General features: G+C 52.5%; 18 protein-coding genes and 1 pseudogene. 7 read left to right on the top strand and 12 right to left on the bottom strand.

Annotated elements, in window-relative coordinates; genetic code table 11:
- Positions 1 to 27: 27 nt before the first annotated feature.
- The gene (gene epd, locus FDX11_RS08655; protein WP_038633548.1) at positions 28 to 1056 is read right to left on the bottom strand and encodes an erythrose-4-phosphate dehydrogenase; all 1029 of its coding nucleotides are present in this window, start codon (positions 1054 to 1056) and stop codon (positions 28 to 30) included.
- A 374-nt stretch (positions 1057 to 1430) separates the two neighbouring features.
- Here epd and FDX11_RS08660 point away from each other — a divergent pair, with 374 nt between their 5' ends.
- The 5 genes from FDX11_RS08660 to FDX11_RS08680 are packed head-to-tail and all read left to right on the top strand — an operon-like array spanning position 1431 to position 4509.
- A complete protein-coding gene (locus tag FDX11_RS08660) occupies positions 1431 to 1856 on the top strand; it encodes a PPC domain-containing DNA-binding protein (protein ID WP_137397758.1) in 426 nt (141 codons plus the stop codon).
- Positions 1857 to 1880: 24 nt separating this feature from the next.
- Complete coding sequence (locus FDX11_RS08665) at positions 1881 to 2459, top strand: ECF transporter S component (RefSeq protein WP_137397759.1); 579 nt, start codon at positions 1881 to 1883, stop codon at positions 2457 to 2459.
- Positions 2460 to 3167, top strand: a complete 708-nt coding sequence (locus FDX11_RS08670; protein ID WP_079226011.1) for an energy-coupling factor transporter transmembrane component T — start codon at positions 2460 to 2462, stop codon at positions 3165 to 3167.
- Entirely contained in the window at positions 3155 to 3832 is a 678-nt protein-coding gene (locus FDX11_RS08675) for an ABC transporter ATP-binding protein (RefSeq protein ID WP_137371097.1), read from the top strand. Before FDX11_RS08670 ends, FDX11_RS08675 begins: the two co-directional genes overlap by 13 nt.
- Positions 3826 to 4509: an ABC transporter ATP-binding protein gene (locus tag FDX11_RS08680; protein ID WP_061382431.1), complete on the top strand. Its 684-nt coding sequence runs from the start codon at positions 3826 to 3828 to the stop codon at positions 4507 to 4509. Before FDX11_RS08675 ends, FDX11_RS08680 begins: the two co-directional genes overlap by 7 nt.
- Here FDX11_RS08680 and FDX11_RS08685 read toward each other — a convergent pair.
- The 7 genes from FDX11_RS08685 to tkt all read right to left on the bottom strand — a co-directional run bounded on the left by FDX11_RS08685 (position 4466) and on the right by tkt (position 12124).
- On the bottom strand, positions 4466 to 5176 hold the full coding sequence (locus FDX11_RS08685; RefSeq protein ID WP_137397760.1) for a nucleoside/nucleotide kinase family protein: 711 nt from the start codon (positions 5174 to 5176) through the stop codon (positions 4466 to 4468). The genes FDX11_RS08680 and FDX11_RS08685 overlap by 44 nt on opposite strands.
- Entirely contained in the window at positions 5173 to 5682 is a 510-nt protein-coding gene (locus FDX11_RS08690) for an MltR family transcriptional regulator (RefSeq protein ID WP_038633553.1), read from the bottom strand. Before FDX11_RS08690 ends, FDX11_RS08685 begins: the two co-directional genes overlap by 4 nt.
- Before the next feature lie 15 nt (positions 5683 to 5697).
- The gene (glpX, locus tag FDX11_RS08695) at positions 5698 to 6669 is read right to left on the bottom strand and encodes a class II fructose-bisphosphatase (RefSeq protein ID WP_042310921.1); all 972 of its coding nucleotides are present in this window, start codon (positions 6667 to 6669) and stop codon (positions 5698 to 5700) included.
- Positions 6666 to 7943: a zinc-binding dehydrogenase gene (locus tag FDX11_RS08700; protein WP_137397761.1), complete on the bottom strand. Its 1278-nt coding sequence runs from the start codon at positions 7941 to 7943 to the stop codon at positions 6666 to 6668. The genes glpX and FDX11_RS08700 overlap by 4 nt, the downstream gene beginning before the upstream one ends.
- A gap of 22 nt (positions 7944 to 7965) precedes the next feature.
- Positions 7966 to 9345 (bottom strand): PTS mannitol transporter subunit IICB, encoded by a 1380-nt coding sequence (locus FDX11_RS08705; protein ID WP_042310926.1) that lies wholly within the window; start codon positions 9343 to 9345, stop codon positions 7966 to 7968.
- A gap of 27 nt (positions 9346 to 9372) precedes the next feature.
- Positions 9373 to 9816, bottom strand: a complete 444-nt coding sequence (cmtB, locus tag FDX11_RS08710; protein WP_042310928.1) for a PTS mannitol transporter subunit IIA — start codon at positions 9814 to 9816, stop codon at positions 9373 to 9375.
- Between the two features lie 316 nt (positions 9817 to 10132).
- The gene (tkt, locus tag FDX11_RS08715; RefSeq protein WP_042310931.1) at positions 10133 to 12124 is read right to left on the bottom strand and encodes a transketolase; all 1992 of its coding nucleotides are present in this window, start codon (positions 12122 to 12124) and stop codon (positions 10133 to 10135) included.
- A gap of 279 nt (positions 12125 to 12403) precedes the next feature.
- Here tkt and FDX11_RS08725 point away from each other — a divergent pair, with 279 nt between their 5' ends.
- A complete protein-coding gene (locus FDX11_RS08725) occupies positions 12404 to 13162 on the top strand; it encodes a M48 family metallopeptidase (protein WP_042310933.1) in 759 nt (252 codons plus the stop codon).
- A 186-nt stretch (positions 13163 to 13348) separates the two neighbouring features.
- Here FDX11_RS08725 and speB read toward each other — a convergent pair whose 3' ends face one another.
- The 4 genes and pseudogenes from speB to FDX11_RS25665 all read right to left on the bottom strand — a co-directional run.
- Positions 13349 to 14269 (bottom strand): agmatinase, encoded by a 921-nt coding sequence (gene speB, locus FDX11_RS08730; RefSeq protein ID WP_003027056.1) that lies wholly within the window; start codon positions 14267 to 14269, stop codon positions 13349 to 13351.
- A 142-nt stretch (positions 14270 to 14411) separates the two neighbouring features.
- Positions 14412 to 16388: a biosynthetic arginine decarboxylase gene (gene speA / locus FDX11_RS08735; protein WP_072014782.1), complete on the bottom strand. Its 1977-nt coding sequence runs from the start codon at positions 16386 to 16388 to the stop codon at positions 14412 to 14414.
- Positions 16389 to 16396: 8 nt separating this feature from the next.
- Positions 16397 to 16528: an acid stress response protein YqgB gene (yqgB, locus tag FDX11_RS08740; RefSeq protein WP_064507034.1), complete on the bottom strand. Its 132-nt coding sequence runs from the start codon at positions 16526 to 16528 to the stop codon at positions 16397 to 16399.
- A 258-nt stretch (positions 16529 to 16786) separates the two neighbouring features.
- Positions 16787 to 16888, bottom strand: a pseudogene (locus FDX11_RS25665) (hypothetical protein); the annotation flags it as partial.
- A 419-nt stretch (positions 16889 to 17307) separates the two neighbouring features.
- Here FDX11_RS25665 and metK point away from each other — a divergent pair.
- Entirely contained in the window at positions 17308 to 18462 is a 1155-nt protein-coding gene (gene metK, locus FDX11_RS08745) for a methionine adenosyltransferase (RefSeq protein WP_006686850.1), read from the top strand.
- Positions 18463 to 18618: the final 156 nt, after the last annotated feature.

The following is an 18618-nucleotide window of genomic DNA, read 5'->3' on the forward strand; positions in this document are numbered from 1 at the left end:
CGTTGATACTTAAAGTTTTGTCGACGCTCAAGCGTCGAGCCTGAAACCAATAGCAGCCATCGCTAACGTTGTGTCGAGCATACGGTTAGCAAAGCCCCATTCATTATCACACCAGACCAGGGTCTTGATCAGGTGAGCACCACTCACACGCGTTTGCGTACCATCAACGATGGCGCTGTGCGGGTCATGGTTAAAATCTACAGAGACCAACGGTAATTCCGTATAGTCAACTATACCATGAAATGCACCTTGTGCTGCTTTTTGCAGCAACTGGTTGACTTCGCTGGCTTTTACCGGTTTTTTCACCGTCACGCTTAAGTCGATCGCCGTCACATTTATGGTCGGTACACGCACCGCGATCGCTTCAAAACGATCGTTAAATTGCGGAAAAATTCGCGTAATGCCCGCCGCCAGTTTGGTATCAACCGGAATAATTGACTGGCTGGCCGCTCGCGTACGACGCAGGTCAGGATGATAGGCATCAATCACCTGCTGATCGTGCATCGCAGAGTGGATCGTCGTGACGGTACCAGACTCAATGCCGTAAGCATCATCCAGCAATTTAATGACGGGAATTATACAATTCGTGGTGCAGGAGGCGTTGGATACAATTCGGTGCTCAGCGCGCAGCTGATCCTGATTAACGCCAAATACAACCGTTGCGTCGATGTCGGGACTACCAGGATGTGAAAAGAGCACTTTTTTTGCACCAGCGGCAATATGCGCCTCGCCGTGTTCGCGGTTACCGAAGACGCCCGTACAATCCAGCACAACGTCAACACCCAGTTCACGCCATGGCAGCGCGTCGAGCGTTCGCTCATGCAAAATGCGGATCGCGTCATCACCAACGATGAGCTGGTCACGTTCCTGACGAACATCCCAGGCAAAACGCCCATGGCTGGTGTCATATTTCAACAAATGCGCCATGCCTGCAGCATCCGCCAGTTCGTTGATTGCCACCACGGTGATTTCCGCCCGACGCCCGGATTCATACAAAGCACGAACCACGTTGCGTCCGATGCGACCGAAACCATTAATCGCTACGCGTACGGTCATAGGTCTCCTGCAAGGATTTCTCAGAAACGATGTGGCTGACAGAGTAATGCAGCAAATCGCTCAGGGAAACCTTACCTGTCGCAAACTGCGACTAATTGGTTAATTGTCGAACATTTAATCGACTGAAACGCTTCAGCTAGAATAAGCGAAACGCGGAATAAAAGGAATGATTGTCCAGCGACAGAACGCAGTTATCTGACTTACATCACACTTTAACGCCCTTCGTCGCTAAATTTATTCCATATTCCAGAATTGCGAATAACCGTAGCAAGATTATTTCGTTGCTATGTCACAAATCCTGATTTATATCAGAAAGCTCCCTAACCCGCGTCTATATTATCAGCGCTACGTCCGAGTCTCGGAGTCCCTCAACTATGGCTACATTCGCTCCCCAATCATCTGACGCGCGCTTTTTGGCGCTGCGATTATTACCCGGTCAGGAACTCTTTTCTGCGCTACACGCATTTGTCCAACAGCATCAGTTGCAGGCAGCCTGGATAGCGGGTTGCACTGGAAGCCTAACCAACGTTTCCCTGCGCTACGCAGGTCGTGAGGAAACCACATTACTCACCGGCACGTGGGAGATCATCTCCCTGAACGGCACGCTGGAGCTCACTGGTGAGCATCTCCATCTGGCGGTTGCCGACCCGCATGGCGCGATGCTGGGCGGCCACATGATGCCGGGCTGTACCGTGCGCACCACGCTGGAACTGGTGATTGGCGAGCTAACGTCGCTGGCATTTAGCCGACAACCCTGCGCCATCTCCGGTTATGACGAACTGGTTATTTCATCCCGCTAACGTTTCATTTGAATGAGGTCTTCTATGGCGCATCGCCAATTTTCCAGCCAGTCTCTGGTGCTGATTGTCATTGCTATTGCCATCAACATGGTCGGTGGACAGCTTATCAGCATGTTGAAATTACCTATTTTTCTCGACTCCATTGGCACCTTAATCAGCGCAGTGCTACTAGGTCCGGTGGTAGGAATGCTGACCGGATTACTCACAAACCTGTTATGGGGATTATTGACCGATCCCATCGCCGCCGCCTTTGCTCCTGTGGCGATGATCATCGGGCTGGTGGCCGGTTGGCTGGCGCGGGCGGGATGGTTTCGCACCTTACCCAAAGTCGTTGTCAGCGGCGTGATCATTACACTGGCCGTCACCCTCGTGGCCGTACCGATTCGTACCACCCTGTTTGGCGGCGTCACCGGCAGTGGTGCCGATCTTTTTGTCGCCTGGATGTACTCGGTCGGTCAGAACCTGGTGGAATCCGTTGCCATCACCGTCATTGGCGCGAATCTGGTCGATAAAATCCTCACGGCGATCATCGTCTGGGTACTGCTACGCCAGCTTCCGTTGCGTACCACGCGTCACTTCCCCACGATGTCTGCTGTGCGCTAAATGCATCCGTTTACCTCGTTAACCCTGTGGGCGCTCGCCGCCTGCTCCACGCTCCTGCTGCCAGCCGGAGCGCCGCTCAGCCTTTACAGCGCGGCGACGTTCATCGGTCTGTTGTGTATGAAGGCCACGCGCCCACGGGCAAAATACGTACTCTGGCTGATGATTCCCTTAGGTCTGGGGCTATGGCTGGTGCACGGCGGTTGGCTTACCGAATGGCTCAGCGGACAACCGCGCACGCCAGAACGTTGGGCCGATGCCGTCACGCTCTGGTCGCGGATCCTGGCCATTGTGTCGACATCACAGATGTGGATGCAGTACGTACCGGTTTCGCGCTTTATACGCGCGCTGTTTGCTTCACGCTTACCACCTGGCATTGCCTATCTGTTTGCAGGCCCGCTGCTGGTCGTCGAGCAGCTCAAACACCAGTTGGCGATTATTCATGAGGCCCAGCGGGCGCGCGGTGTACCGCTGGATGAGTCCTGGCATCAACGTTTACGCGCCATGCCTGCACTGATTGTGCCGCTCACCCATAATGCGCTCAACGATTTGGCCGTACGCGGCGCAGCGCTGGATATGCGCGGATTTCGCCTGCATCGCACTCGTACCACGCTGTGGGCGCCGCCGGACAGCACCTTACAGCGTCTGGCGCGCTACGGCATGGTGGTTCTGATAGTGATTGAGACTGGAGTCTGGATATGGTTACGTTAGAACAGTTTCGCTATCACCCAACGCATGCTATGCGACCGCCAGCCTGTTTCGATTTCCACTATGCAAAGCCTGGCATGGTAGCCATTTTTGGCGATAACGGTAGTGGGAAAAGTACGCTGGCGCAGCTGATGGCAGGCTGGTACCCCGATTTCCTGCCCGGTGAAATTGAGGGCACAGGAACATTATTGGGTACCCCCATCGGGCAACTGTCGCTCGTCGAGCAATCAAGCACCATTCAGTTGGTGCAGCAATCACCTTACCTGCAGCTTTCCGGCTGTACTTTCAGCGTTGAGGAGGAAGTGGCGTTTGGCCCCGAGAATCTTTGCCTTACCGAGGCTGAAATTGTGCGCCGCATTGACGCGGTGCTCACGCTAACGGAATGCCAGCCACTGCGTCATCGTCATCCAGGCACGCTTTCCGGCGGCGAAACCCAGCGGGTGGTGATTGCCAGCGCGCTCGCCATGCAGCCGAAAATATTGATTCTGGATGAAGCATTCAGCCGCCTCACCGCGCAGGCCACGACAATGCTGCTGGAGCGACTGCAACAATGGGCGCAGGAACAGCATGCTTTAGTGGTGCTTTTCGAACGCAATCATTCACCTTTTCTCAGCCACTGCCAGCAGGCGTGGCAACTGCGCGACGGAGCGCTGTCACCACTATGTTAACGCTAAACCAGGTAACCTGGCGCTGGCCAAATGCCGCCGATGACTGCTTGCGCAATATTTCACTTGAACTCCATGAAGGTGAATGGCTGGCGCTGACGGGCGATAATGGCGCCGGTAAATCCACACTGCTGCGCATTATGGCCGGGCTGCTCTCCCCTTCTTCCGGCTCAGTTACGGTGCAAAACCGTGCGATTGCGCAACTGAAAAACCGGGAGCGCGCCAGGGCGATCGGCGTGCTGTTTCAGGAGGCGGAAAATCAGATCTTCCACAGTAAGGTACGAGATGAAGTGGCCTTTGGATTACGGCTACAAAAGCTTCCTGCAGTAGAAGTTGCGCAACGCACTGCGGCGGCACTGCAATTATGTCAGCTAGAAGAGGTTGCCGACGCACACCCACTGGATCTGCATACCGCGCAACGCCGAATGGTTGCCGTCGCCAGTCTGGAAGCCCTGGCACCTGCGATTCTGCTGCTGGATGAGCCCAGCCGGGATTTTGATGCGCACTGGCTGGGTGTTTTCGAGCACTGGCTGGCGGTGTGCCGTGCGCGTGGCGCAAGCGTTGTGGCGATCAGTCATGACGCTGCGTTTACGCAGCGCCATTTCTCGCGAGTGGTAAGGTTACACAACAAAAATCTCACGCAATCCGATATTCACCATCGACCGTCATCTCCAGCATAAAGTCGGCTGGTCGGCTCCCCTCCAGTACCCGACGAACATTCGGTCCGTCGGTACGCTCATAAAACGCTTCAGCGTCAGCTTGCGATAGTCCGCCAGCCAGTTTACGGCCTACCAGTCGTGTACGAAGCGCATTGGCGGGGGCGCGAATAAACAGCGAGTAATCACAAAATTCAGCTAAAGCCCGCCATCTTTGGTCATCGCGCAATAACCAGTTTCCTTCCACAATGACAATCGGTGCAGTCACTTGTATGGCTTCTTCGACCGGGTCGTGCTTTTGCCGGTCATACTGCGGCCAGGCACCTTCCCCGTCTCTTATTTGCTGCAAATTCCGTGCAAGCTTCTCCACATCAAAGGTTTCCGGCGCCCCTTTGTATGCCCGTAGATTATGGGTGTCCAGCCAGCTATTGTAGTGATGGAAGCCATCCATTGGCAGCGTCTGGATCTCTGGCAGACCGGGGTCCTGACGGGAAAGATATTCCCAGAAGGTGGTCAGCGTCGATTTTCCCGTTCCCGGCGGCGCGCTGAGAAAAACAATCGTTCGTCGCTGCGGATTCGTGGAATGTATTTTGGCCAGTTGCTGTAATATGGGTTTGTGAACGTTCTTTATCTCATCATCAAGGTAATGTGCTTCAACCTGTAGCCCATTCACCGTTAGTTCAATTTTCACGGCGTCAATTCCTTTAAAATCGCCGTCACTGCCAGCGTCATTGCCGTCTTGACCATTGCGCTAAAGCGCACTTCAGACCACGCAGCAAAGTCGGCAAATTTCATCGACTCCAGCGCACCATAGAGTGTCGCGTTGCGGGTGATACTGTTCACGTTGCTGACAAAATCCCAGGTAATGTCATCGGCAAAACTGGGAATGTTATCCTGCTCGTTCAGATACTGATAAAACTGAGAAAAATGGGTAATGTCGGCATAAAGCCACTTATCCATTTTACCCAGCGCATAAATCAGACGTAACGCAACGTCGATATCGTCAAGCGGCCCACTCTGGGCGAGTAACGGCTTCACTGCATATTCCACGATCTCTTCATCGTTATTGACGAACAGCGACGGTAGAAAGCGCTTAATGCCCTGGAGCAAAATGTTATGTGCCGTCGTCATAAACGAGAGTAAATTATTTTGAGCATCCAGTTGCTCAAGCACATCGTCTTCTGTCAGCGTCGTCATTCGTTTCTCGATAAATCACCATGAATGCAGAGAGTCTATTATATTACACGTTCGATCCGCGCCGCCGATCAGTAAAGTTTGCGTGCGCACACCATTCGCAACCTGTTGGATCCCTTTAACAAGATCGCCGCCTGTGACCCCCGTCGCGCTGAAAAGGATCTTATTTCCCCCTACCAATTCGTCGAGCGCATAGATACGGTTGACCTCAACGCCCATCTCGGCACAGCGCTGACGTTCCTGTGTCGCAATCAGACGATTATCGGCGTTATCCCCTTTCGCTTCGCAGAAATCGATTAGCTCAGCCTGCATATCGCCCCCCAGCGCTTTAACCGCGCAGGCTGAAATAACGCCTTCAGGTGCCCCGCCGATGGTGTACATCAGGTCATAGGGATTCTCTTGCATACAGGCCAGTACGCTGGCGGCCACATCACCATCGGGCAGCGCAAAGACCTTGACGCCAAGTCGTGTCGCCTCGGCAATCGCCGGTTGAAGACGCGGTTTATCCAGCGTCACCATCCGCAGTCGTTCCAGCGGTTTGCCCAACGCCGCAGCCACATTACGCAGATTATCTGCCAACGGCAGCGCCAGATTAATCGCCCCTTTTGCAAACCGATTAACAACCAGTTTTTTCATATACATATCAGGAGCGTGTAACAAACTACCGCGGGGGGCAAACGCCATGACCGCCAGCGCATTGCTTTGCCCCATCGCCACCATTCGGGTTCCTTCAATGGGATCGACGGCAATATCCACCTCTGGTCCGGCGCCACTTCCCACTTCCTCACCAATCCACAGCATCGGGGCGCGATCAATTTCTCCTTCGCCAATAACGATTCGCCCACGAATGGCAACGCTGTTCAATGCTTCCCGCATTGCCGTCACGGCCAGACCATCAATCTTGTTTTTATCACCGCACCCGGTTTGCGGCCAGGCCGCCAGCGCGGCCTGCTCAGTAATACGAAACAGCGGCCATGCCAACGACATCATATTGCCGCCTCCCCAATATCCACGCCAAATTGCGCCAACAGGTATTTTTCCGCTTCTTCATTCCAGATACCGTGCGTTTTTTCCACCAGCCTTGCCAGCTCTTTGAAAAGTGGGTCCGTTTTCCCTTTCTCAGCAAAATCCGTTATGGCTGTAAGTGGCATCGTCACACCGTTATAAATCAGCTTTTTACCTCCAGGGATCGCAGGCAAATTCAATACCGTGTCCGGTACGGCATCCAGCCCCCCAATATGCGTTACCATAAACGAGGGCTGTAGTTGACCGGTTGCACTGAGCGCAATAGCCTCTTTCATATCATCCGTTGAACCACCGGACGTTCCGACAACGTGAGTGCTGTTATAGTGAACGTTATAAAAATTAAACGGCACTTTGAAGTTGCTGTCAGTCGGGCCGGCAAAGAAGTTCAGACAACCATCTTCCGCGAGGAGATCATCTGCCATTTCAATCACCGCTGGCACAGCCGCATACACAAAGACATCATCAAAACCTGCATCGTCAGTTAACGCGCGCAACATCGCTGTGGGGGAATCCATGCCGGTAGTGTTCACATAGATAAGCTCAATCCCCTTTTCTGCCGCTAACTCAACCGGCAACAGTTTTTTAGCCTGCGTCAGTCGCGCTTCGTCGATATCCACGACCACCACGCGTGACGGCTGAATATTGCCGTTAATGGCATAATCTATAGCGCCAATCCCCATCGGCCCGGCGCAGGCCAGCAACGCAATGCTGCCTCCCGGCTTAATCCCCATACGATGCTCATACACGTAAGGCGTGGTGTGATAGTTCGCGTTATAAGCGCCAATGATGCAACACATCGGCTCCGCCAGGGATGCTGCGGCAAAATAAGAACCGTGGTACGGTAAAACGCAGCCCAGATTAATCGCCACCTCAGGAATAATCATGTAGGTAGCATTGCCACCAAAATATTCATAGCTGTATCCCGCTGAATATCCGCTTGGCAAGCCCATCGCGGGTTGTAAAACAAAACGCTGGCCTTTTTTATATTTTTCCTTCAGGTTTTTCCCAACCTCAATGATGATACCTGCGCACTCATGGCCGGTAATAACCGGATGATTTTCCAGGTCATCCGGAACACGTTTATGATCGCTACCCAATGCAGCCGCTTTCCAGGTTGATAAACAAACGCTATCTGAGATTACACTTACTAGTAATTCATTATCTGTAATTGCAGGAAGTTCAAATTCACGGATACGAATATCCTGCTTACCATATATGGCAGCGACTTTCGTTTTCATATTCACTCCAAAAAAAAGAAGGTTAGTTCGCAGTCATGCGTTTAAATAAATCATCCAGTAGCGGGTCACCAATATAGTTCTTAATCAGCACTAATGGTTTTTCACTTACGCGTTTAACACGACCTTCAAGACTGGCATGGGTGACAATAATATCGGCATCTTGTGGAACGTTTTCGATGGCATAATGCGCCACATTAATATTCAATCCCGCTTTTTCCAGACGTTTACGGAATGTGGTGGCTCCCATAGCGCTGGAACCCATTCCAGCATCACAGACAAAAGCGACACGCTTTATATTTTTATAAGAGAATTTACCTTCCTGCTTCATTGCCTTGACGGTTCTGGCAGATTCCGCGAAGTCATCTTCATTTTCTGTTGCGACGTTCTTTTCCATTTTCAGGATTAAAGAAGTGATAACAAAGGTGACAATCGTTCCCGCTGTGACGCCTGCAATAGTCGCTAGGAAAGAACCTTTTGGCGTTAATGCCAGGTAAGCGAATATTGATCCTGGGCTAGGTCCCGCAACCAACCCACCGTCCAGCAGATGGAATATCCACGTCCCGGTCATTCCCCCAGCGATCATGGCAATCAAGGTCAGGGGTTTCATCAGAACATAGGGGAAATACAGTTCATGAATACCCCCCAGGAAGTGGATAATCATGGCCCCTGGCGCAGATTTCTTACTCATCCCTTTACCAAAGATGGCAAAGCCAAGTAGCAAACCCAATCCCGGCCCTGGGTTGGAGGCCACCATGAAAAATATCGATTTTCCCGTTTCTGAAGCTTGTTGCATGCCGAGCGGATAATACACGCCCTGATCGATGGCATTGTTCAGAAAGAGGATTTTCGCAGGCTCGTTAATCACGGATAGCAGCGGCAAATACCCCGCATGAACCAACGCTTCAATACACTCCTTCACAAAATTATTAGCCACGAGAACCGCCGGGCCAATGACTTCAAACCCCAGCAAGCATAAGAGCATTCCCGCAATACCAAGGGAGAAGTTATTGATAACCATCTCGAAACCTGCAGGAATGCGTTTTTCCAGCAGACGATCGATATGCTTAATCACCCAGCCGCCAAGCGGCCCCATCACCATAGCGCCAAGGAACATCGGGATATCCGCGCCCACAATCACGCCGATAGAACCAATCCCACCCATTACTGCGCCACGTTTCCCTCCCACCAAATGTCCCCCAGTGGAGCCAATCATGACGGGTAGTAAATAGGTAATCATCGGACCGACAATTTTGGCGAAATGCTCGTTCGGCATCCAACCGGTAGGAATAAACAATGCAGTTATAAAACCCCAGGCAATAAAAGCGCCGATGTTGGGAATGACCATCGCAGTCAAAAACCCACCAAAAGCCTGGACTTTGGCACGAGCAGACTTGTTTTCCATAATAATGTCCTGAAAGGAGGCTGTGGATTATGCGTGGGCGATAATATCCGCCAGTTGTTTTTCTGATTTAGCCGTTAATAAAGCGGTTAATGCTTCCTCTTCACATAATAATTCGCTTAAGGCCTGGATAGCGCCAATGTGTGAATCGGCATTCGCTGCCGATAACCCGATTAATAATTTTATACCGTCGTCATCATCGGCAAACTTTACTTCCTGTTTGAGAAGCGTTAACGACATCCCAGTTTTTAACGCCCCACATTCTGGTCGAGCGTGCGGCATCGCAACGCCAGGAGCCAAAATATAATAAGGACCATTGCTGATTGTTGAATCCTTAATGGCCTGAACATAATCTGAATTAACATAATGGTTAGCCAGCAAGGATGACATAGAAAAATCTATTGCCTCCTGCCAGTTCCTTGCTGAATTTTTTATTGAGATAGATGACTCTGGAAAGTAATCAATTAGCCGCATACATTTTCCTTATTTTATTTTTAGGGTACGAGTTAGCGTTAAAAATAAAATACTCGTGCGGCAAAGCGAAATCAATCGAGGGAGAAAAGCCATGCAGTGCAAACTGCATTTTCATAAACCCTTTAAAAACAAAAAGTTATTTATAGATAAATAAAAAGCAATAGCAATTATGTGATCTGCGCTGCATATTCACAATATCACTAAATGTCATATTTGTGATAAAGATCTACAATTAATCATTGCGAAGAAATAAATAAACATATTATTGCTAAAAAAACGGGCCGCCTAAGCGACCCGTTTTCATCTGTAACCGTAATTACAGCAGTTCTTTTGCTTTCGCGACAACGTTGTCGACGGTGAAGCCGAACTCTTCGAACAGCAGCTCTGCCGGAGCAGATTCACCGAAGGTAGTCATACCAACGATAGCGCCGTTCAGACCCACGTATTTGAACCAGTAGTCAGCGATACCCGCTTCCACAGCAACACGTGCAGAGACAGCTTTTGGCAGTACGGACTCACGGTAAGCGGCATCCTGCTTGTCGAATGCGTCGGTGGACGGCATGGAAACCACGCGCGCCTTCACGCCTTCAGCAGTCAGTTTGTCCCACGCAGCCACAGCCAGCTCAACTTCAGAACCAGTCGCGATGAAGATCAGTTCTGGCTGACCAGCGCAATCTTTCAGCACGTAGCCGCCGCGAGCGATGTTCGCCAGCTGCTCTTCGGTACGTTCCTGCTGTGCCAGGTTCTGACGGGAGAGGATCAGGGCGGTCGGGCCATCCTGACGCTCAACACCGTATTTCCACGCCACGGCGGATTCAACCTGGTCACACGGACGCCATGTGCTCATGTTCGGCGTCACGCGTAAAGAAGCCACCTGCTCTACCGGCTGGTGAGTCGGGCCGTCTTCGCCCAGACCGATGGAGTCGTGGGTGTAGACCATCACCTGACGCTGTTTCATCAGCGCAGCCATACGCACCGCGTTACGGGCATATTCTACGAACATCAGGAAGGTAGAGGTGTACGGCAGGAAACCACCGTGCAGGGAGATACCGTTAGCGATAGCGGTCATACCGAATTCACGCACACCGTAATGGATGTAGTTACCAGCGGTATCTTCGTTGATCGCTTTAGAACCAGACCACAGAGTCAGGTTAGAAGGTGCCAGGTCAGCAGAGCCGCCAAGGAATTCCGGCAGCAGAGGACCGAATGCTTCAATCGCGTTCTGAGACGCTTTACGGCTGGCGATCTTGGATGGGTTCGCCTGCAGCTTAGCAATGAACTCGTTCGCTTTCGCGTCGAAATCAGCTGGCATGTCACCTTTCATACGACGGGTGAACTCAGCCGCTTCCTGCGGGAAGGCTTTCGCATATGCTGCGAACTTCTCGTTCCACGCAGCTTCTTTTGCCTGGCCTGCTTCTTTCGCATCCCACTGAGCATAGATTTCAGACGGGATTTCGAACGGCGCGTATTTCCAGCCCAGCTGTTCACGGGTCAGTGCGATTTCAGCATCGCCCAACGGCGCACCGTGAGAGTCGTGAGTACCCGCTTTGTTCGGAGAACCGAAACCGATAATAGTTTTGCACATCAGCAGAGACGGTTTGTCGGTCACTGCGCGCGCTTCTTCAACTGCGCGTTTAATCGCGTCAGCATCGTGACCATCAACGCCACGAACCACGTGCCAACCGTAAGCTTCGAAACGCTTAGCGGTGTCATCGGTGAACCAGCCTTCAACGTGACCATCGATAGAGATGCCGTTGTCATCGTAGAACGCAACCAGTTTGCCCAGCTTCAGCGTACCGGCCAGAGAACATACCTCGTGAGAGATACCTTCCATCATGCAGCCGTCGCCCATGAAAGCGTAGGTGAAGTGGTCAACGATGTCGTGACCTGGGCGGTTAAACTGCGCCGCCAGCGTTTTTTCAGCGATAGCCATACCGACTGCGTTCGCAATACCCTGGCCCAGAGGACCGGTCGTGGTTTCAACACCCGCGGTGTAACCCACTTCCGGGTGACCCGGCGTTTTGGAATGCAACTGACGGAAGTTCTGCAGCTCGGACATCGGCAGGTCATAACCGGTGAGGTGCAGCAGGCTATAAATCAGCATGGAGCCGTGGCCGTTAGACAGCACGAAGCGGTCACGGTCAGCCCAGGACGGGTTCTGCGGATTGTGGTTCAGGAAATCACGCCACAGGACTTCGGCAATGTCAGCCATACCCATCGGGGCACCCGGGTGACCGGATTTGGCTTTCTGTACTGCGTCCATGCTCAGCGCACGAATAGCATTGGCAAGCTCTTTACGTGAGGACATTTTGACTCCAGATCGGATAATGAAGGCCACGCCCTAAACGACTTGACGACAGCGCGTTTTGGGCTACGCCGGAAAAAAGTGCCAACAATGTAACCTAAGCCGCGTGTCATGTACATGGAGCATCCTTTTACCGCTTCAGAAATCTCTGGATCATGCACGCATGTTGCGCAATCTTCTCGCCCGCTTATTGTTCTTTTCTTTATACTTATGCCGAGCGTCGGTTTACCTGCAAACGACGCATTTTTTAGAATAATCCTGACTTTGTGCGGAAGAGAAAAAATGAAAATTCGCGCTTTACTGCTTGCTACGAGCATGGCGACGGCATTGACCGGCTGCCAGAACATGGACTCAAACGGACTGCTTTCCTCTGGCGCAGAGGCTTTTCAGGCCTACAGTCTGAGCGATACTCAGGTGAAAGCGCTGAGCGATCAGGCCTGTAAGGATATGGACAGCAAAGCTACCATCGCCCCGGCTGGCAGCGAGTATGCAACGCGTCTTGGCAAAATCGCCTCCGCGCTTGGCGATAACATTAACGGCCAGCCGGTGAACTACAAAGTCTATATGGCGAAAGACGTGAATGCCTTTGCCATGGCGAACGGTTGTATCCGCGTATACAGCGGCCTGATGGATATGATGACGGATAACGAAGTCGAAGCGGTGATCGGCCACGAAATGGGCCACGTCGCGTTGGGTCACGTGAAAAAAGGCATGCAGGTTGCGCTGGGCACGAACGCCGTGCGTGCAGCGGCGGCCTCCGCTGGCGGCATTGTCGGCAGCCTGTCGCAGTCGCAATTGGGCGATCTTGGCGAGAAACTGGTGAACTCGCAGTTCTCCCAGCGTCAGGAATCCGAAGCGGATGATTACTCGTATGATTTGTTGCGCAAACGCGGGATCAATCCGTCAGGTTTGGCAACCAGCTTTGAGAAACTGGCAAAACTGGAAGCCGGACGTCAAAGCTCCATGTTTGACGATCACCCGGCATCCGCAGAACGTGCGCAGCATATTCGCGATCGCATGAGCGCAGACGGAATTAAGTAATCTTCAAACAGTGCCGGATGGCGGCGTGAATGCCTTATCCGGCCTACAGATTTCATCCCATTATCGGACGTAATTGGCGAAGTCAGTTTGGGCCCGGCCAGCGCACAGCCACCGGAGCGTACACGTAGTACGTGAGGATGGCGAGCACTGCCCGGACCCAAAATGACGAGTAAAATAGTCCGACTATTATTCGCCTTTCTTCGCCGCCTGGATATACAGCATTTCTAACGCTAACGTCGCCGCCGCCAGTGCGGTGATCTCAGACTGATCGTAAGCCGGCGCCACTTCCACCACGTCCATCCCGACGATGTTCAGATCTTTCAGACCCCGTACCAGCTTGATCGCGCGATCGGAGGTCAGGCCGCCGATCACCGGCGTGCCGGTCCCTGGCGCAAACGCAGGATCCAGGCAGTCGATATCAAAGGTCAGGTACACCGGCATATCGCCGACGATCTGCTTAACCTGGGCGATGATGTCGTCCACGCTGCGATCGTTCACCTGGCAGGCGTCCAGCACGGTGAAACCATTGTCTTTGTCGAACTCGGTACGGATACCAATCTGCACCGAGTGGTTCGGGTCGATCAGCCCTTCGTTCGGCGCAGTATAGAACATGGTGCCGTGGTCGAATTCGCAACCGTTAGCGTAGGTATCAGTGTGGGCATCGAAATGCACCAACGCCATTTTACCAAAGTGCTTAGCGTGCGCGCGCAGCAGCGGCAACGTGACGAAGTGGTCGCCACCAAAGGAGAGCATGCGCTTACCCGCAGAAAGGAGTTTTTCTGCGTGTGCCTGCAGTTTCTCACTCATTTCACGGGCATCACCGAAAGCATAAACCAGATCGCCGCAGTCCACGACGTTCAGGCGCTCGCGCATATCGAAGTTCCACGGGAAGCGGTTATGCTCCCACGCCAGGTTGGTGGATACCTGACGGATCGCCGCCGGACCATGACGGCCGCCAGCACGACCGGACGTTGCCATATCAAACGGCACGCCAGTAATCACCCAATCGGCGTCGCTGTCGTATGGCATGAAATTCATCGGCAGACGCAAAAAACCAAAGGCGTTAGAAACCAGGGAGTTGTCGTATTGATGACCTAAGGTGCTCATGTACTGACCTCTTTAAAAATCGATGAAAAAAAATCCCCTCCGCGTCGTTAAGCCCGACGAGGAAGGGATTGATTTACGTGACTACTTGTTTTGGCGAATTATCGCCGTTAATTTGTACGGATTCAAGCGAACCCGCACAGCTTTACTCGTCTTCCAGATAGGTGTATCCGTACAGACCCGCTTCAAATTCTTCGAGGAACTGTTGTTGCAACTCGGCGTCCAGATCGGTGTTTTTCACCTGATCACGGAACTGCGTCAGCAGCGTTTTCGGATCCAACTGCACGTACTGCAGCATATCCGCCACGGTATCACCTTCGTCAGACAATTCCACTTCCACGCTGCCATCAGGGAAGACAAACACGTCAACCGCTTCGGTATCGCCGAACAGGTTGTGCATGTTGCCGAGGATCTCCTGATACGCGCCAACCATAAAGAAGCCCAGCATCGGCGGGTTCTCCGGGTCGTATTCCGGCATCGGCATAGTGGTAGCAATACCATCCCCGTCAACGTAATGGTCGATAGCGCCATCAGAGTCACAGGTAATATCCAGCAGCACCGCGCGGCGCTCAGGCGCCTGGTTCAGCCCTTCCAGCGGCAGCACCGGGAACAGTTGATCGATCCCCCACGCATCAGGCATTGACTGGAACAGTGAGAAGTTGACGTAAATCTTATCCGCCATCCGCTCCTGCAGCTCGTCGATAATCGGGCGGTGCGCGCGGTTGCTCGGATCGAGTTGTTTTTGCACATTATGGCACATGTTCAGATAGAGCTGCTCCGCCCACGCGCGTTCCTGCAGACTAAAGGTGCCAGAGGAGTATCCAACGTGAATATCGTGCAGGTCCATCTGGCTGTCGTGCAGCCATTCACGCAGCGAACGGCGCGTGCCCGGCTCGTGCATCTCTTGCCAGGTTTCCCACATGCTTTGCAGGGAGCGCGGCGCGTTGTCTGCCGGAGGCGTCGCTTCGGTAATTTCGCTACGCTCAACGCCAATGATATTGGAAACCAGCACGGTATGGTGCGCGGTAACGGCACGACCCGATTCAGTGATCACCGTTGGGTGCGGCAGACCATGTTCTTCACAAGCGTCGCCAATCGCCCAGATAATGTTGTTGGCGTATTCGTTCAGGCCGTAATTTACGGAGCAGTCGGATTGCGAACGGGTACCTTCATAGTCCACGCCCAGGCCGCCGCCCACATCGAAGCACTGAATATTCACGCCCAGCTTGTGCAGCTCGACGTAGAAACGGGCCGACTCACGCACACCGGTGGCGATATCGCGAATGTTCGCCATCTGCGAGCCGAGGTGGAAGTGCAGCAGTTGAATGCTGTCCAGACGGCCGCGCTCGCGCAGGATTTCTACCAGTTGCAGTACCTGGTTTGCCGCCAGGCCGAATTTGGATTTTTCACCACCGGAGGACTGCCACTTGCCGGAACCCTGCGACGCCAGACGCGCACGCACGCCCAGACGCGGAACGACATTCAGGCGTTCAGCTTCATCCAGCACGATGGCGATTTCAGACATCTTCTCGATAACCAGATAGACCTTATGGCCCATCTTCTCGCCAATCAGCGCCAGACGGATGTATTCACGGTCTTTATAGCCGTTACAGACGATGACGCTCCGGGTCATTCCGGCATGGGCCAGAACGGCCATCAGTTCAGCCTTGGAACCCGCTTCCAGTCCCAGCGGTTCGCCGGAGTGAATCAGTGATTCAATCACGCGACGGTGTTGGTTAACCTTGATCGGGTAAACGAGGAAATAATCACCGTTGTAGCCGTAGGATTCGCGGGCGCGTTTGAACGCGGCGTTAATCGAACGCAGTCGGTGTTGCAGGATCTGCGGGAAGCAGAACAATGCAGGCAGACGCTGGCCCTGCGCTTCACGGGCTTTCACCAACTCAGCAAGGTCAACGCGCGCTTCTGGCACGTCCGGATCCGGGCACACGCTGATGTGACCCAGTTCATTGACGTCATAGTAGTTATTACCCCACCAAGCAATATTGTAAGTACGCAGCATCTTGCTGGCTTCCTCGGAACTCATTGCAACCTCCTGCATGGAGCGTAGTACACCGTGTTCGCCTGCTGACGAAGGCGAACCCAAAGAAATGTCGTCAGACATAGCGAACCTCAAATTTTATTAACAAGTGTAAAACAGTTGACTACTATCGCAATCCAAAGACGCGATAACAACCCAAATACAGGCAGAATTTCCAGCAGATAGTGCTGACGCTCCGACTGTGCGACCGGTTTCTTTTTCATATCATTGTAAACACGTAACCGAACGTACTGCTGACGGTTCGGCGAAACCACGAGAAAACTCTTGTTTACCAAGAGCGCCCTTGTTCAGTTCTTAGTGACCGTTACCGGCTCTTGAGTCCTGAGATACGCCGAGATGGGTATACACTTCATCCTTCATGCAGCCTCTTTGTTGGCTACGCTCATTCGCCCCAGTCACGTACTACTCGTACGTTCAGGGGACTCATTCACTTGCCGCCTCGACGCAACATGAATGATTTTGTGTATATAACATCGACAGGTATGCAAAGCAGAGATGCAGATTGCGGGGGACATATGTACACCAGAACGGTGCGACAGATTCAGCAGAATACAACGGTTCATTATCTCGTATCACCTCCACGGTTGCTCCTTACGGAACGAACCCACAAGCCAAAGCTAAAGTTTTAACCCGGCTGGAAGTGGCAACACGATGAAAATGTCGTGTGCTTTTTGTATGAGCCGCGCGCCGCGTTTTATACCGATAAGAAAGTCAAAAAGCAAAAGATAAATACGCACATTGCCAGCACCGTCAGGAAAAATTTCCAGTTACATTTTCAGTACAATGAGACCTTACTCAAAAAAAGCTGGAAATCAGGCGAAGAACTGTCCTAAAATAGCCGTCCAGATGTTAATCCATCTATACCGATTAACACTCAGACTGCCAGTGTCCGTCATCTGCAGACTCATGGTAGAATCTTCTACACATGGCTATCCCACTCGACAGTTTGAGCTAACCAAATTCTCCTTAGGTGAAATTAAATATGGCAAAACACCTTTTTACGTCCGAGTCCGTATCAGAAGGGCATCCTGACAAAATCGCTGACCAAATCTCTGATGCCGTGCTGGATGCAATCCTGGAACAGGATCCGAAAGCACGCGTTGCCTGCGAAACCTACGTCAAAACCGGTATGGTTTTAGTTGGCGGTGAGATCACCACCAGCGCATGGGTCGATATCGAAGAGATCACCCGTAACACGGTGCGCGAAATTGGCTATGTGCATTCCGACATGGGTTTTGACGCCAACTCTTGTGCGGTACTGAGCGCAATTGGTAAACAGTCTCCGGACATCAACCAGGGCGTTGATCGTGCCGATCCGCTGGAACAGGGCGCGGGCGACCAGGGCCTGATGTTTGGCTACGCCACCAACGAAACCGACGTGCTGATGCCAGCGCCAATTACCTATGCTCACCGTCTGGTGCAGCGTCAGGCTGAAGTGCGTAAAAACGGCACCTTATCCTGGCTGCGTCCGGATGCAAAAAGCCAGGTCACCTTCCAGTATGACGACGGCAAAATCGTCGGTATTGATGCGGTTGTTCTGTCAACTCAGCACTCTGAAGATATCGACCAGAAATCGCTGCAAGAAGCCGTTATGGAAGAAATCATCAAACCGGTGCTGCCGACTGAATGGCTGAATGCTTCTACCAAATTCTTCATCAACCCAACCGGTCGTTTCGTTATCGGCGGCCCAATGGGCGATTGCGGTCTGACGGGTCGTAAGATTATCGTTGATACCTACGGTGGCATGGCTCGTCACGGTGGCGGCGCATTCTCTGGTAAGGATCCGTCTAAAGTTGACCGTTCCGCAGCCTATGCGGCGCGCTACGTCGCGAAAAACATCGTTGCCGCTGGTCTGGCCGACCGTTGTGAGATTCAGGTTTCCTACGCCATCGGCGTGGCTGAACCGACCTCTATCATGGTTGAAACGTTCGGTACCGAAAAAGTGCCTTCAGAACAGCTGACCCTGCTGGTGCGTGAGTTCTTTGACCTGCGCCCGTATGGTCTGATTCAGATGCTGGATCTGTTGCACCCAATCTACAAAGAAACCGCAGCCTATGGTCACTTTGGTCGCGAGCATTTCCCTTGGGAAAAAACCGACAAAGCGCAACTGCTGCGTGACGCTGCCGGGCTGAAGTAATTCACCCACGACTGAACGCGTATACTTCCTAAGACCAGCCCCGGCTGGTCTTTTTTTATGCACATTTTCTTTCTACCTACCATTACCAGAACAGCCTCGCAATCCTCTTTTCGAACGAAAATGAAAGCGATTACATCAAGCAGTGTTTCCACCCAC

The sequence above is a fragment of the Citrobacter sp. wls714 genome (assembly GCF_005281025.1).
GTDB lineage: Bacteria > Pseudomonadota > Gammaproteobacteria > Enterobacterales > Enterobacteriaceae > Citrobacter > Citrobacter werkmanii.